We start from the raw sequence: 14,652 nt of genomic DNA, 5'->3' as shown, positions 1-14,652 counted from the left end.
CAGCCTCCTAGCGGCGAATCGCCAGACGTTGTTCGAGGGTGCGCAAAAGCAGAGCGATCACGTAGCAGGCCACCACATAGAGTGCTGTGGTCACCAGCCAGGTTTCGATCACCCGATAGCTTTCGACGTTGATCTTGCGCGCGTAATAGGTCAGCTCCGGCACGGCAATGGCGGCCGCCAGCGAGGTGTCCTTGAACAGCGAAATGAAGTTGTTGGAGAGTGCCGGCAATACATTGCGCAACATGACCGGCACGATGATATAGGCCCGCACCTGCCATTCGCCCAGACCGATCGCCAGCCCCGCTTCGCGCTGCCCCTTGTGGATGCTCAGCAGCCCGGCACGGAATACTTCGGTCAGATAGGCACCGGCGTACAGCGACAAGGTGACGATGAATGACGCCAGCTTGTCCAGTCGAATGCCCAGCCCGGGCAACGCGAAGTAGATCAGCAGGATCAACACCAGAATCGGCGTGTTGCGCACCACGGTCACGTAGACCGACGCGACGATACGCAACGCCTTGTAGCGTGACAGCAGCGCAAATGCATTCGCCAGCCCGATCACACAGCCGATCGCGATCGAGATCAGTGCCAGTTCCAGGCCAAGGCCCAACCCCGCCAGAAGACTGGGGAAGTCGCGCCATACGGCATCAAAATTCAATTGGTAATTCATGCTTGCCCGTACCTGGCAGGGAAAGCCCGAGGGCCCGCCCTGCCGCTGAAGGTCAGAGTGGACTTATTTGTATTCCATCGGAAAACCGATTGCAGGCACCGGCAGATCGACACCGAACCATTGCTTGAACGACGCCGCGTAAGCCGGGAACTCGACACCGGTCATGGCTTCATGCAATGCGGTGTTGACGAAGTTCAGCCAGTCCTGGTCGCCACGCTTGACCGCGCAGGCATAGGTTTGCGGGCTCCAGGCAAAGGCCGGCGAACGGTAGCGGCCAGGGTTCTGCACCATCAGGTACTTGACCGAAGACTGATCGGTGGCCGCTGTATCGGCACGCCCGGAGTTGATCGCCTGGTACATCAGGTCGACGCTGTCGTATTGATCGACCTTGGCCTTGGGCAGTGCCTGGTGCACCAGTTCCTCGGCGTACACGTTTTGCAGTACGGCCACGGTCACATCGTCACCTGCTGCCTTCAGGTCATCGATTTCCTTGTACTTGCTATTGGCAGGCAACAGCAGCGCCACGCCCTCGCGGTAGTACGGCAGGGTGAATGCCACCTGCTGCGCGCGACTGGCGGTAACGGTGATGAACTGGCAGCTGATGTCGACCTTGTCGGTCAGCAGGTTGGGAATACGTGCATCCGAGGACTGCACGACAAACTCCACCTTGCTCGGATCATTGAACAGGCCCTTGGCGATGATTCTGCCAATGTCGATATCGAAGCCCTGCAACTTGCCGTCCGCGCCCTGAAAGTGCCACGGAGCATTGGTACTGCCCGTGCCTACCACCAGATTGCCACGTTTCAATACTGCATCCAGCTTGCTGCCTTCGGCTGCCTGCACCGTATTGGCCAGCATGAATGAAGCTGAAAGAACAAAGGCACAAGCTTTCACAAAGGAAGGTCCGCGATGCATGACTTAAACTCCGCCGAAGTATTCGTTATTCCGCTATAGCGGATACAGGTATGTAACAACGGAATAGACAGCAGAAAGTGTGCCACAGAGAACATGCGCAAAACACCACATGAAAAAGTCGAGGCAAATCAACAGACTGGGATTCAGGCTTGAATCAGGACATTGCGGGCGGATTTCGCAGGTAACGCTACCGATTGCCACATATGAGTGGTAAGGCCCCACTTTCGTGCGCATGCGCTGTTATCGGGCGTGGAGTACTGACCCGGACAAGCCCGAAGCATGAGTGGGCGCATGCAAAGCGTCCAGAACGGCATCCCCATGCGGGAGCATGGGAATGAGAGGTGTCAGTGGGAAAAGACTCAAAGACAGGTAGCAATGGCCGCAGAGCGCAACGCGGCCTGAGCATCGCCTTGCGGAGCATAAAACTCGACCGCAGTGGTCGGGCCTTTGCCGCGCACGTCGGCGAAGTAGGTCGATTCAGTGGTAAACACGGTGAAGCCGCCGCCGGACAGGTCATGCAGGAAAACGTCAGTAGACGTGCCGAACATGGCTTCGTTCTGCCAGGTCACCTGAATGCACTGGGCAACGGCAGCATCCTGCTTGGCGCTCGACAGGACCTTGTAGGGTCCTGCGGCACGTGCAGAACTGGAAGGCGCTGCACACCCGGTCAATACGGTTGCCGCAATCACCGTCGCGCTTGTCAGAAACAGAAACTTCATGTCATGCCTTCGCTGATAAAAAGCCGATTCTAGCACTGCACAGCGCTATCAACCTTCAGCCAATTGCTCTTCGTATTCCTTCACGTATTCGCCGGCAAGACTCTGTTTCTGCTTTTCGTCGAGCAATTTGCCCGCCATCTGGAAGAACTTCTGCTCTTCTTCCTTCAGGTGGTGGTGCACTTTTTCCGACAGCTTTTTCGCAGTGGCCAGCCAGGCTGGACTGGACATCTCGGTTTCATCGAGCTCTTCCATCATCTCGTCCATCTCGTGATGCTCGGAAATGGCGTGACGGCTCAGGTCCACGCCATTGTCGTGGGCCATCAGAGGAATGTAGAAAAACCGTTCTTCGGCCGTTTCGTGGGCCTGCAGTTCTTCCTTGAGCTGTTTGTAGGCCTTCTCGCGTTCGGCGCTGTCACCACTGGTCTGGATCAGGGCATCAGCGTAGCTGCGTTGACGGTCATGGCTTTCGCGCAGGGCTTCGAAAATATTCAAGGTCATGTCTCCAGGTCGGCTTCCGGGAGCTGGAAGCATCGTGGACTAGACCCCTGGCGAAGATCAGCAGTTCCAACAAATACTGGCAAATGCCTATCGCGCAATAGCGGCAGACTCAGGCCAGTTCGAAAACCACGTCCTGAGCGCCTTCCCACAGCGTCTTCACGCCCAGTTTGCGCAGGTTTTCCTTGCCCTGGGTAATGGTCAGAAAATGGTTGCCCGCCAACTGCCCCATCTTGCTGGCGAAACAGCACGAACCGTAGGCAAGGATAATCTCGGTTTCGCTGTAACCGCCCGGGTAGAAAAGAATGTCGCCCACCGAAGGATGGCTGGTTGCGTTCTCGAAGCCGATCAATGTGTCATCCAGTTTCAACTGATAATCATCCAGCGGCACCCAGCAGCCCTCACCGCTCCAGCGCACATGGATAAATTTCTGCCGATAAGGCAGCAGCTTGAGAAACGCTTCCACCGTTTGCGGCGCATCCGGATGGGATTGGGCGAGAAACTCGTATCCGCCCGCGGTAATTTTGATGGTGGTCACTTCGACGACTCCTTGACAGGCAACAAGACTCACAATGGTGCCCAAGGATAAACGCGAGCCCGACGAACCGTCACGGAGTTCCGTTGCGCCCGTACAGAAGGTAGCCGGAACGGTGGCTCAGGCGTTCGTAATACGCATTGACGGCGGGCAGGTCGGGATGTTCGAGAGGCGTCTCGAACCAGCGATTGACCGAAAGACCGATGGGGATGTCAGCCAGGGTAAAACGCTCGCCACAGACATAGGCGCCGGTCTTTTCCAGCTGCCTGTCGAGTATCTGCATATGCCTGGCCCACTGGGCACAGGACGCGGCTATGGCGGCAGGGTCCTTGTGCTCGGTCGAGCGTCGTACCAGTGACATGAAGGCATAACTCCATGATCGGTTCAGATCCGAGCCTTGCCAGTCGATCCACTGATCGGTGTGCGCCCTGGCACGTGGGTCCAGCGGATAAACAGAGTCGCCCGCATAACGGTTGGCCAGATAGCGAACGATGCTGTTGGACTCCCAAAGCACGAAGTCATCATCAACGATAACCGGCACCATGGCATTCGGGTTGAGCGCGACAAACTCATCGGTGTTGGCAGGTTTGAAGCCTGACCCCCAGTCCTCCTGAGTGAAGGGTATCTTCAGCTCCTCGCAGGTCCAGAGCACTTTTCGTACGTTGATCGAGGAGGTCTTGCCCAGTATGCGCAGCATTCAGCGTCCTTGTTGCACAGCAACGTCGTGTCAGTCAGTAGTCATCAGCGGCTTGGCAAACAGGTGATTCTCATGTGTCTCGCCCTGAAACACATAGTGCGGCGTACCTTTCCATTCATAGCCTTGACGAGGATAGAACGCCAGCGCACGCGGGTTGCCAACCCAGACCGTCGCCCATAATAGCGAGGCATGAAGGATTGTTGCACGCCGCTCGGCGGCTTCAAGTAGCAGCCGCCCCGCTCCACGCCCTGTGAAACGCTCCTGCACATAGAGACGTTGCAACTCGGCGGCGGTCGACACACCGAGCATTGCGTGGTCGGTGCGCAACGCGACCTGAGCAAAGCCGATCAAATGCCCTTGCGACTCCGCCACGACGATGAACGTTGTCGGCTCGATGAGCAGTTGTGCGAAGTTCGCAGGCGAGAAAGCTTCCAGCGCCTCGCGGGCGATGGACTGTCGAATGCCCTGCGTTGCGTAGGTGTCGAAAAAAACCTGCATACCGAGCGCCGAAAGGCACAACGCATCCGCAGAGGAAGCATCACGCAGGGTAATGGTCATTGAAGAGGGGTTAGTCATCAGGCGGTTGATTCCCGGCATCAGGCAGACAGATGGCCGAATCATACCTGACACAAGGACCGGCCCGGCATCAGGGCCGGGCCGTCACTTCAGACGCAGCAGCTCGATATCAGCGGCCGGTCATCAGCGATTGCAGCTTGGACTGGGCTTGTTGAGCGTTTTTGCCCTGCTCGTTCAGCTCTTGCAGGAGTTTGTTGAGCTCGGTCTGGACCACAGGATCCTTGACGGTGATCGTCGAACCCGAGATATCGATCTGCGATTTGTGCGCGTCCACATAATCGGCAACCTTCAAGCCACTGGAAAAGGTGCCCTTTATCTGCGGCAGCACTTCGCGGAAGGTGTTGGCGGGTACGCTGACAGTTCGGTCGTAGGCCTTGTCGTAAACCACCTTCAGGTCTTCCGGCTGTTTGAGTTTCGCGCGGGCGGCGTCTGCCTTGCCCTGCTCGATGGTCAGCTTTTCGCCCACTTCATCAAGGCCTGTCTGCACGGCAGCCAGGTCAGCACGACGTTGAATGACATCGCTGACCGAATGAAAAGAGCCTTTCTGCATCAAGCCGGCGAGCGGCTGTACCGCAGAATCCATGCCTGCGCCGAAGTCGGAGATGACCGCGTAGTGCGAGGTGTAGTCACCAAAGGTTTTCTTCTCCTCATCCGTCAGCTTGGGCACATGCACGCCTGGCTTGTCGACGATTCGGGTTTGCAGGAACTGAGTGAACGCAGTGCGCTGCTCGGGCTCCTTGTCTCCGCAGCCGGCCAGGAACAGGGGTAAAGCGACAGCCAGCAGCAAAGCTGGACGGAAAAGGGACTTCATGTCAGTAACCTCCGGGATCATAAGAATGCACGCTCACAGGCCACGCCTGCTGAACACGAGCGTGCTTATAGTCTCGTCATCGCCTCATCTAGTTCCGCGACGGCACTGAAGATACTTGTCGGAATGCCATCCATGGGCCACGCCAGCGCTCAACCCGACGGGTTTGGCGCAGCAAAACCGGGCGTCTGCGCCACGCCGAGCGTGGGTCTGACCGGCACGCGGCGCTGCCTGAAAGCTGCTTCGGGAAAGTTCCTTAACATTTCTTCATGAGGTGAAACGTTTCAGCCGCTACTCTTCAACGGACCGACAAAGTGACAACAGGAGTCAATCACTATGTTTGCACACGAAGGGCTGGGTCTGATCCTTGTCTCCATCGTCTTTCTGCTTGGAGCGATTGCGATGTTCATTCACCCTTTCCACGCGCTGGGAAGCTGGTTCAGGAGGAAGAAGCAGGAAAGGAAATCCGACTAACCGTTACCACACACCAGAAATGGCAGGCCCGGTGATCACCGGGCCTTGCAGAAAAACCCTCCTGTGAATGACTTCGCCCAACTTGCCCCACGCAAATGTATCGCTCTTGATACCTGTTTGTGGTGTATCACCGCGCATCTAATGATGCGACGCTCTGACTGCGAACAGCAAAAGATCCTGTTGCCATCAAGTAGTAGCCAATCAATATTAAATCAACATCACCTGTCTGACCTTACATCCGAAAACAATCTAGTGAATAGCGCATTTCGGCAATCAGCGCCCTTGCCGTGTAGTCAGTTGTTTCCAGTGTGATACTCTTTTTAGACTTTTTGATGTTGAATTAATGGCCACCAGCCGATAATGTTGCGCGTGAAATGCCCTAACTAATTTGCCACTAGTGCTTACAAGGTTGTCATGACTAGTCAATCAATTCATTCGACGCGCTACGTACGCAATGCTGTTGACGAGCACATGCCTCAACCTACGCGTGTGCTTGATTTCAGCCAATGCAAGGGCACTAAAAAAGGGCCGGTCTTCCTGATTGGCTCTGGGAAATCAGCAAAGAATTTCCCGATCAAAGAGTTCTCGCACATCCCCATGATTACCATGAACGGCGCGTTCTCGATGTTCGCAGGCACGAGCATAAAACCGTTGTTCTACGTCTGCTCCGACAGGGATTTCCCCAACCAGCAGCCTGAGCTGTTCGCCGCTGCAATGCGCTCCAGCGAGAATGTAGGCCTTTGGGAAGATCAGTTTAGCGGTGACATTCCAAGACCTTCCGGACGCGCTTATGCATTGAAGAAATCGCCCAGATTGTCGACGGTGGCGGCACTGTGCTCGCGAGAGGACGCACTGGTCAGAAAACTCTCGTTGTGGAGTAGCAGAAGCCGGGATATCGGTTTCAGCAAGGACCTGGAACTTGGTTTTTTCGACGCCCGGACTGTCATGTATCTGGCGCTGCAACTGTCCTATCACCTTGGTTTCGACAACGTCTTTCTGGTCGGCTTCGATATGAATCAGTCCGTGGGCCGATTCTATGAATCATCCGGCGACAATTGCTCACCCTGCGGTCTGGACCAGCATTACGAATCAAGAATTCTTCCTTCGCTGGAACTGATGTCGAAGCAGGTCGTCGGCAGCGACTTTCAGGTATTCAATGTCTCCGAGAGCTCGCGAGTGCCGCATGAGGTGATTCCCAAGTTGAGCCTTGATGAAGTTCGCCATAAAGTCAGCGGCGAAGCTCAACAATAGTATTTCGCCATCACAGAGTGCTGTCAGCAACACAGCCTGCTTGTCTTAAGGCATCCACAGTTGCCCGCGGCGAAGGGTGCTGAAACAGACGCCAGCCCTGCCCCGACCCATTAAACTCGGCAATCCCCTGCCGCCCACCATGTCACTGCCGCCCGACCTATGCGACAATGCGCGCCAATGTCTGGCGTGAACCCCCACATTCATATCCCGGCAACGCAGTCGTGGCAGGCTGCCGTTGTTGTAGACGTATGCCCGTTGGGTCAGCTCATGCTCGGACGGAGCGGACTGAACAGCTTGGGTGGGGTCCTGAACACCACACCTGCTGACGCCAGCGCTCCCCCGGTTATTGCCCACGTTATTGATAGGTAAAGTAATTGATCTCCACAGCTAACATCACGATGCAGTTCGGCCCCAAACCCTTGTTCGAGAATGTCTCGGTCAAGTTTGGCGCCGGTAACCGTTACGGCCTGATTGGCGCGAACGGCTGCGGCAAGTCCACGTTCATGAAAATCCTCGGTGGCGATCTCGAGCCTTCGGGTGGGCAGGTGATGCTGGAGCCGAACGTGCGTCTGGGTAAACTGCGCCAGGATCAGTTCGCCTATGAAGAGTTCACGGTGCTCGACACCGTGATCATGGGTCACGAAGAGCTGTGGAAGGTCAAGGCCGAGCGCGACCGCATTTATTCGCTGCCGGAAATGAGTGAAGACGACGGCATGGCCGTTGCCGAGCTGGAAACCGAGTTTGCCGAAATGGACGGCTACACCGCCGAATCCCGCGCCGGTGAACTGCTGTTGGGTCTGGGTATCGGCATCGAACAGCACAACGGCCCGATGAGTGAAGTCTCGCCGGGCTGGAAGCTGCGCGTTCTGCTGGCGCAGGCACTGTTCTCCGATCCGGAAGTGCTGCTGCTCGACGAACCGACCAACCACCTGGACATCAACACCATTCGCTGGCTGGAAAACATCCTGACCCAGCGTAACAGCCTGATGATCATCATCTCCCACGACCGTCACTTCCTGAACAGCGTGTGCACGCACATGGCCGACCTGGATTACGGCGAGCTGCGTCTGTTCCCGGGCAACTATGACGAGTACATGACCGTGGCGACCCAGTCCCGCGAGCAGCTGCTGTCCGACAACGCCAAGAAGAAAGCGCAGATTTCCGAACTGCAATCGTTCGTCAGCCGCTTCTCGGCCAACGCCTCGAAAGCCAAGCAGGCCACCTCCCGAGCCAAGGCGATCGACAAGATCCAGCTGGCCGAGGTCAAGCCATCCAGCCGTGTCAGCCCGTTCATTCGTTTCGAGCAGACCAAGAAGCTGCACCGTCAGGCAGTCATCGTCGATCGCATGGCCAAAGGCTTCGACGGCAAAACTCTGTTCAAGGACTTCAGCTTCCAGGTCGAAGCCGGCGAGCGTGTGGCCATCATCGGCCCGAACGGCATCGGCAAGACCACCCTGCTGCGCACCCTGGTCAACGAGTTGCAGGCGGATGCCGGCACGGTCAAGTGGACCGACGCAGCGGAAATCGGCTATTACGCTCAGGACCATGCTCACGATTTCGAGGATGACTCCACCCTGTTCGACTGGATGGGTCAGTGGACTCAGGGCGGCGAGCAACTGGTACGTGGCACCCTGGGCCGCATGCTGTTCTCCAACGACGAGATCCTCAAGTCGGTGAAGGTGATTTCCGGTGGTGAACAGGGCCGCATGCTGTTCGGCAAGCTGATCCTGCAAAAGCCCAACGTGCTGGTGATGGACGAACCGACCAACCACCTGGACATGGAATCCATCGAGTCGCTGAACCTGGCGCTGGAAAACTATCCAGGCACACTGATTTTCGTCAGTCACGACCGCGAGTTCGTGTCCTCGCTGGCGACCCGCATCATCGAACTCAGCCCAAGTGGCGTGGTCGATTTCAGCGGCACCTATGACGACTACCTGCGTAGCCAGGGCGTTACGTTCTAAGCCTGTCAGCCCGCAATAGTAAAAAGCCCTGTCTTGTGACAGGGCTTTTTAGTTTCAGAGCGCTTATTCGCTCGGCTGGCTGAGCATTTCAATCCACAGCGCACCCTTGCCCGAGGGTGCTTCGCTGACCCGTTGCAAGGCACCCTTCTCGCCTATGGCGTAACTGCCCACCTTGTCGCTTTTCTCGCCACTCACCAGCAACCAGCGCCCATTGGGCGACACCGCGATGTTGCGCGGCTGCTTTTCCTGAACGGGGTAATTGTCAACGAACGCCACCTCGCCACTGGTGGGCTCCACCTTGAACACCGACACGCTGCTGCTGGTGCGCTCACTGATGAACAGCCATTTTTCGTTCGGCGCGAGGCGAATATCCGCAGCCCATATGCGCGGCGTCGGATCATCCTTGAGATCGTTGTTGCGCGCATCGCGGGCCTGTCCCGGCGCCAGATTCAAGCGTTTGGGAATACCGTCTGCCTGACTGGTCTGCTTCAACGCACCGGTTTTCTGATTGATCGCGAAGGCCGTGACGGTGCCACTCATTTCGCCGACGACATACAGAAATTTGCCATCGGACGAAAAGGCCAGGTGGCGCGGGCCGGTATTCTCGGGAACGGCGACATAGCCCTCGCCGATGGGGTCAAGCTTGCCGTCCTTGGGCTCCAGTCGGTATTGCAGCACACGATCGACGCCCAGGTTGCCAGCGTACACAAACCGGTTGCTCGGATCGGTACGCACTGAATGCGCATGCATGCCGGTCTTGTAAGTCTGAATACTGTCGCTCGGGCGGTGCTGCGCATCGATGGGCTGGACGCTGAGCAAGTCGGCGCCATAGGACGCACCAAACAAGAAGCGTCCGCTGCGATCGGTAGACAGGTACGCCAGACTCTCGGCCAGCGGCGCCTGACTGAGCGGTTTGAGGTGTCCGGTGCCAGGCTCGATGCTGAAACTCAGCACTTGATACGGCTTGGCGCGCAACGCGGCGAATAACGCTTTGCCATCCGGCGTGATGGCCATTGGATTGACCTGATCACCCGCCCTGGTTTGTTCGACCAGGCTGAGCGCCCCGCTCTTCTCGTCCAGACGGTATTGAGAGATCAGCCCGTCAGTGGGGCTGGAAATGTAGGCGAAGGTGGCTGCCTGGGCACTCAGGCCGAATGAACAACCGACTGCAGCGGCCAGCAACAGAATATTTTTCATGACGAACCTTTTTATTATTGTGATGTGATCAGTCATCCTATGAGCATCTCCTCACAACGGCAACTGTCTGATAACCAACCCGCATAATACCGTTAGCCTGCTTTCATTTATCCACGACGCACGCCATGATGAGGCACTCCCACCGCCCGCCAGCGAAGAGCCCAATGCCTGCCGCACACCCCGGTTCCATGACGATTACCCTGCAGATCGTCTCCATCGTCTTCTACACGTTCATCGCCTTCCTGTGCATCGGCCTGCCTATCGCGGTATTACCCGGCTATGTTCATGACCAGTTGGGTTTCAGCCCGCTGATTGCCGGTCTGGCCATAGCCTCGCAGTACCTCGCCACCCTGCTCAGCCGACCTTTCGCCGGCCGTGCCACAGATACGCTGGGCAGCAAGCGCTCCATCGTGTTCGGACTCTGGGGCATCGTCATCAGTGGCAGCATGACCTTGCTGGCCACACTGCTGCACGAATTCGCCACGCTGAGCCTGTCGATTCTCGTCGTCGCGCGGCTTTTCCTTGGGGTCGCTCAGGGGCTTATCGGGGTCGGCACCATCAGTTGGTGCATCGGCAAGATCGGCCCGGAGCATACTGCCCGCTCAATCTCGTGGAACGGTATTGCGTCCTATGGTGCGATTGCCATCGGTGCACCGCTGGGCGTAGTGGTTATCGACGGCATAGGCTTCAACAGCCTGGGTATTGCCATGATGGTAATGGCCGGGCTGGCACTGAGGCTGATTCGCGACAAGCCGTCGGTGCCCATCATTGTCGGTGAGCGCCTGCCCTACTGGTCGGTGTTTGGCCGGATCGCACCCTACGGTCTGGGCCTGACGCTATCGTCGATCGGCTATGGCACGCTGACCACCTTCATCACCCTGTTCTATCTGAATCGTGGCTGGGAAGGCGCGGCCTATTGCCTGAGCATGTTTGGTGTGTGCTTTATCCTCGCCCGCCTGCTGTTCATCGGTGCGATCAATCGGCTGGGCGGCTACAACGCGGCCATCCTGTGCATGGCGGTAGAAATCTGCGGGCTGTTGATGCTCTGGCTTTCTCCGAGCAGCGGCGTTGCCCTTGCAGGGGCCGGACTGACCGGCGTGGGGCTGTCGCTGGTCTACCCGGCGCTCGGCGTAGAGGCCATCAAGCGCGTGCCCACCCCTAGCCGCGGCGCAGGCCTGAGCGCCTACGCGGTGTTCTTCGACCTGGCACTGGCAATCGCAGGTCCGGTGATGGGTGCGATTGCCTTGGGCCAGGGCTATGACTGGATATTTTTCTACGCCGCCCTGCTATCGGTTTGCGCGCTGGCCCTGACAATCTGGTTGTCGCGGCGCGCGGCTCAAGCGGAGTGATTGGCCGCAACAGTACCTTTGCTGCATAAGCTTTTCACTTGTAGTTCCAATAGTTAGTAGATAAAGCTTAAATCCTGCCATCGGTCGGTCAACTTCTTGACGCATCCGGCAACGACTTCTTGACTTGATACTGCGAGCCTCGAAACAGGCTTGCAAAGTGTTCGTCGCCCGCCTTGGCGTGACGCCGCTTTGCGTAGCAGTCTGGCCTCTCGATTGCCTCCCTGCTGCCTGGACGGGAGTGCTGTCATGAAGATCCGTTGTGTTCATCTGTACCACCCCTGCAACGTGCTGCCGGTGGTGATACTGGCAATCATCCCTTCCTGGGCCGAAGGCGCCTGCAGCCTTTCCTCCCTGGCATCGGCAGGCGTTCAGGTCTGTGACAGCGGCAGCAGCGGGCCGTTTAGCGCGCTCAGCGGCGACCACGTGCTGATCTTTCCGCTGGGCGGAACGGGCACTGTGTCCGGCAATATCCTGTTCGGTCCGGGAAGGGACAGCGTGGACATGCAGTCGGGGCGCATTCTGGGCAACGTCACCCAAGGGGCGGGGATCGACCGCTTCACACTCTCCACAGGTGAGGTCAGCGGCGATCTGAACCAGGGCGATGATCCCGACGATTTTGTCATGAGCGGCGGCACGCTGGGCGCTCTGGCCCAGGGTGATGGTCGGGATACCTTTCTGATGACAGGCGGCACCATCACCCGCGCGTTCGAGGATGGCGACGTGGCGGTGATGACCGGTGGCAGCATCGGTCGCGTGGACATGAAGCTGGACAACAATGTATTCGAGATGTCCGGTGGCACTATCATCAACAACCTGGTCACCGGCTTTGGCCGGGACACGATCACCTTGTCGGGCGGCATTGTTGGCGGCAATGTCAGCGTCAGTGGCGGCGACGATCAGGTCACCCTCAGTGGCGGCGAGATTCGCGGCGAAGTTCGCACCAGCGTTGGCAATGACACTTTCAACTGGCTGAACGGCGGTTACGCACGCAGCAACGTGTTGATGGCTGACGGCAACGATACGGCACGCCTGTACAACCTGAGCGAATACTACCTGAGCGCCAACCCGCTGCTCGACGGCGGCCCGGGCAACGACGTGTTGACCTTCGATAACACCGTATCGTCGCAGCCGGGTCGCTATGCCAACTGGGAAACGTTCAACGTAAGCAACGGCTCGCAGCTGAATCTGGCCGGCACGCTGGTGCTTGGTGACAACGTGAGTAACACCGGCGTTCTGAATATCGATTCCACCAGTACGCTGCTCTCGACCTCGGGCAGCATTGCGCCCTTCAGCGCCGGATCCCTTGCCTCACTTGAGAATGCCGGAACACTGGACGTCAGCGATGCTGGCCGTTCGCTCACTGGCACATTGACCGTCACCGGCAATTACACCGGCCAGAACGGGCGGCTGCTGTTGCTCTCGGCACTGGGCGATGATGCATCCGCCAGCGACCGACTGGTAGTGGCACAGGGTCGTATCAGTGGTTCCACACGCATGATCGTCAGCAACTCGGGTGGTCTGGGCGCCCTGACCCGTGGCAATGGCATCGAAGTGGTACAAGCCATCAATGGTGCAACCAGCGAAAGCAGTGCCTTTTCGTTGCAAAACCCGCTGTCTGCAGGTGCGTATCAGTATTACCTGTTCAAGGGCGGCGCCACTGCCGGCTCTGAGAACAGCTGGTTTCTACGCTCTGCGGTGATTGCTCCGCCAGCGCCTGCCCCTGTCGAGCCCACCCCGGAACCTGCGCAGCCAACTCCACTGCCAACACCTGTTCCTGTTCCCGAGCCTATACCTACACCTACACCTACACCTACACCTACACCTCAGCCTGAGCCCGAACCTGCACCCACACCACAACCTGTACCTGTACCTGTACCTGTACCTGCCCCTCCCCCAAACCCTGAGCCTGAGCCTGAGCCGAACAGCCCTCCCCCTGTCACGCCAGCAGTCACACTGCCAGTGCCCGCCATCGGTACCCCGCCACTGCCTGAACCCGTTCGCGGAGCCGCGCCCATCGCGTTGTACCGACCCGAGGTCGCCAACTACTCCGTGGTGGCGCCCACCGCTGCGATCCTGGCCTTGAGCTCACTGGGTACCTTTCATGAGCGTCAGGGTGATCAAGCCTTGCTGACGCAAAACGGCACGACGTCGGCAGGTTGGGCACGCGTGTTCGGCAGTGACTTCAGACAACGCTGGTCGGGAGACGTGAGCCCTGGCCTGGACGCTTCATTCAAGGGTTATCAGATAGGCCACGACCTGTATGTTTGGCAACAGGACAGCGGGCAGACTCAGCGCATCGGCCTGTTCGTCGCGCATAACCGTCTGGACGGCAAGGTGAAGGGTTTTGCAGAAGGTTTCAGCGACTACCAGACAGGGCATCTGAAACTGCAGGGCGAGAGCCTGGGCGCCTACTGGACGCTGACCACACCGAATGGCGGATACGTCGACGCAGTGGCGATGGGCACACGCCTGGATGGCCGCAGCCGCTCTGTCAGGGGCATCGGTATCGACACTGAAGGCCACGTCATGAGCCTGTCTGTCGAGACAGGTTATCCGCTGCCGCTGTCACAGCGCTGGGTTGCCGAGCCGCAGTTACAGATCATCTACCAACGCGTAGACCTGCAGGATCAGGATGACGGCATTGCCCATCTCGGGTTCGACAGTCAGGCTTACACCACAGGGCGCATCGGCGTGCGCTTCAAGGGACACTATCAAGTGAGCAGCGTACCGATAGAGCCTTATCTGCGCGCCAACCTCTGGCACACCAAAGACGGCCATGACACGCTGACCTTCGATCACGCAGAGCAGATAAGAACCGCGCATCGGTCAACGACGGGCAGTATCGGCGCAGGGATGGTAGCGACATTGAGCAGCAACGCCAGCCTGCACTGGAGCGCTGATTACCTGGGTGATCTGGACGAGCATGGAGCGGAGGGGGTGAACACCAGCCTGGGGTTCAGGCTGGTGTGGTGATGCGACCGTCAGCGCGGGGACGCGCCTTG

The 14,652-nt window shown here is 58.1% G+C and carries 14 protein-coding genes; 5 read left to right on the top strand and 9 right to left on the bottom strand.

From position 1 onward, the window contains the following. Positions 1 to 7: 7 nt before the first annotated feature. The 8 genes from GE543_RS00530 to GE543_RS00495 all read right to left on the bottom strand — a co-directional run bounded on the left by GE543_RS00530 (position 8) and on the right by GE543_RS00495 (position 5,418). Entirely contained in the window at positions 8 to 670 is a 663-nt protein-coding gene (locus GE543_RS00530) for an amino acid ABC transporter permease (protein ID WP_003410344.1), read from the bottom strand. A gap of 63 nt (positions 671 to 733) precedes the next feature. Further along, positions 734 to 1,585: a transporter substrate-binding domain-containing protein gene (locus tag GE543_RS00525; protein ID WP_003416527.1), complete on the bottom strand. Its 852-nt coding sequence runs from the start codon at positions 1,583 to 1,585 to the stop codon at positions 734 to 736. A gap of 359 nt (positions 1,586 to 1,944) precedes the next feature. After that, complete coding sequence (locus GE543_RS27290) at positions 1,945 to 2,304, bottom strand: hypothetical protein (RefSeq protein WP_003410340.1); 360 nt, start codon at positions 2,302 to 2,304, stop codon at positions 1,945 to 1,947. A 48-nt stretch (positions 2,305 to 2,352) separates the two neighbouring features. Beyond that, positions 2,353 to 2,796 carry a hemerythrin domain-containing protein gene (locus GE543_RS00515; RefSeq protein ID WP_003369485.1) on the bottom strand — a complete coding sequence of 148 codons (444 nt, stop codon included), beginning with the start codon at positions 2,794 to 2,796 and terminating at the stop codon, positions 2,353 to 2,355. 115 nt (positions 2,797 to 2,911) lie between these two features. Then, on the bottom strand, positions 2,912 to 3,337 hold the full coding sequence (locus GE543_RS00510) for a DUF3830 family protein (protein WP_371927053.1): 426 nt from the start codon (positions 3,335 to 3,337) through the stop codon (positions 2,912 to 2,914). Positions 3,338 to 3,407: 70 nt separating this feature from the next. After that, on the bottom strand, positions 3,408 to 4,031 hold the full coding sequence (locus tag GE543_RS00505; protein ID WP_046270532.1) for a glutathione S-transferase family protein: 624 nt from the start codon (positions 4,029 to 4,031) through the stop codon (positions 3,408 to 3,410). A 30-nt stretch (positions 4,032 to 4,061) separates the two neighbouring features. After that, entirely contained in the window at positions 4,062 to 4,607 is a 546-nt protein-coding gene (locus GE543_RS00500; protein WP_153220135.1) for a GNAT family N-acetyltransferase, read from the bottom strand. Between the two features lie 109 nt (positions 4,608 to 4,716). Further along, complete coding sequence (locus GE543_RS00495) at positions 4,717 to 5,418, bottom strand: DUF3053 domain-containing protein (protein ID WP_003410332.1); 702 nt, start codon at positions 5,416 to 5,418, stop codon at positions 4,717 to 4,719. A 333-nt stretch (positions 5,419 to 5,751) separates the two neighbouring features. Here GE543_RS00495 and GE543_RS00490 point away from each other — a divergent pair, with 333 nt between their 5' ends. The 3 genes from GE543_RS00490 (at position 5,752) to GE543_RS00480 (ending at position 9,104) form a co-directional block, all read left to right on the top strand. Continuing rightward, positions 5,752 to 5,889: a hypothetical protein gene (locus GE543_RS00490; RefSeq protein ID WP_003369471.1), complete on the top strand. Its 138-nt coding sequence runs from the start codon at positions 5,752 to 5,754 to the stop codon at positions 5,887 to 5,889. A 414-nt stretch (positions 5,890 to 6,303) separates the two neighbouring features. After that, positions 6,304 to 7,140 carry a hypothetical protein gene (locus GE543_RS00485; RefSeq protein ID WP_003410330.1) on the top strand — a complete coding sequence of 279 codons (837 nt, stop codon included), beginning with the start codon at positions 6,304 to 6,306 and terminating at the stop codon, positions 7,138 to 7,140. Positions 7,141 to 7,514: 374 nt separating this feature from the next. Next, complete coding sequence (locus GE543_RS00480) at positions 7,515 to 9,104, top strand: ABC-F family ATPase (protein WP_032698500.1); 1,590 nt, start codon at positions 7,515 to 7,517, stop codon at positions 9,102 to 9,104. 63 nt (positions 9,105 to 9,167) lie between these two features. Here GE543_RS00480 and GE543_RS00475 read toward each other — a convergent pair whose 3' ends face one another. Continuing rightward, positions 9,168 to 10,301 (bottom strand): lactonase family protein, encoded by a 1,134-nt coding sequence (locus GE543_RS00475; RefSeq protein WP_153220133.1) that lies wholly within the window; start codon positions 10,299 to 10,301, stop codon positions 9,168 to 9,170. A gap of 164 nt (positions 10,302 to 10,465) precedes the next feature. Between GE543_RS00475 and GE543_RS00470 the strand changes: the two genes are divergently transcribed. Continuing rightward, positions 10,466 to 11,650 (top strand): MFS transporter, encoded by a 1,185-nt coding sequence (locus GE543_RS00470; RefSeq protein WP_178118518.1) that lies wholly within the window; start codon positions 10,466 to 10,468, stop codon positions 11,648 to 11,650. A 246-nt stretch (positions 11,651 to 11,896) separates the two neighbouring features. Next, positions 11,897 to 14,623, top strand: a complete 2,727-nt coding sequence (locus GE543_RS00465; protein ID WP_153220129.1) for an autotransporter outer membrane beta-barrel domain-containing protein — start codon at positions 11,897 to 11,899, stop codon at positions 14,621 to 14,623. Positions 14,624 to 14,652: the final 29 nt, after the last annotated feature.

Origin of the sequence: Pseudomonas sp. SZ57 (assembly GCF_009495975.1) — a bacterium.
GTDB classification, from domain to species: Bacteria; Pseudomonadota; Gammaproteobacteria; order Pseudomonadales; family Pseudomonadaceae; genus Aquipseudomonas; species Aquipseudomonas syringae.
The sequence above is the reverse complement of the archived record's forward strand: the minus strand, read 5'-3'. Positions and strand labels throughout refer to the sequence as shown.

Coding starts and splice junctions, on each gene's coding strand:
- GE543_RS00475 (WP_153220133.1), bottom strand. CDS start 10,301: ATGAAAAATATTCTGTTGCTGGCCGCTGCAGTCGGTTGTTCATTCGGC.
- GE543_RS00490 (WP_003369471.1), top strand. CDS start 5,752: ATGTTTGCACACGAAGGGCTGGGTCTGATCCTTGTCTCCATCGTCTTT.
- GE543_RS00505 (WP_046270532.1), bottom strand. CDS start 4,031: ATGCTGCGCATACTGGGCAAGACCTCCTCGATCAACGTACGAAAAGTG.
- GE543_RS00485 (WP_003410330.1), top strand. CDS start 6,304: ATGACTAGTCAATCAATTCATTCGACGCGCTACGTACGCAATGCTGTT.
- GE543_RS00470 (WP_178118518.1), top strand. CDS start 10,466: ATGCCTGCCGCACACCCCGGTTCCATGACGATTACCCTGCAGATCGTC.
- GE543_RS00495 (WP_003410332.1), bottom strand. CDS start 5,418: ATGAAGTCCCTTTTCCGTCCAGCTTTGCTGCTGGCTGTCGCTTTACCC.
- GE543_RS27290 (WP_003410340.1), bottom strand. CDS start 2,304: ATGAAGTTTCTGTTTCTGACAAGCGCGACGGTGATTGCGGCAACCGTA.
- GE543_RS00465 (WP_153220129.1), top strand. CDS start 11,897: ATGAAGATCCGTTGTGTTCATCTGTACCACCCCTGCAACGTGCTGCCG.
- GE543_RS00525 (WP_003416527.1), bottom strand. CDS start 1,585: ATGCATCGCGGACCTTCCTTTGTGAAAGCTTGTGCCTTTGTTCTTTCA.
- GE543_RS00530 (WP_003410344.1), bottom strand. CDS start 670: ATGAATTACCAATTGAATTTTGATGCCGTATGGCGCGACTTCCCCAGT.
- GE543_RS00500 (WP_153220135.1), bottom strand. CDS start 4,607: ATGACTAACCCCTCTTCAATGACCATTACCCTGCGTGATGCTTCCTCT.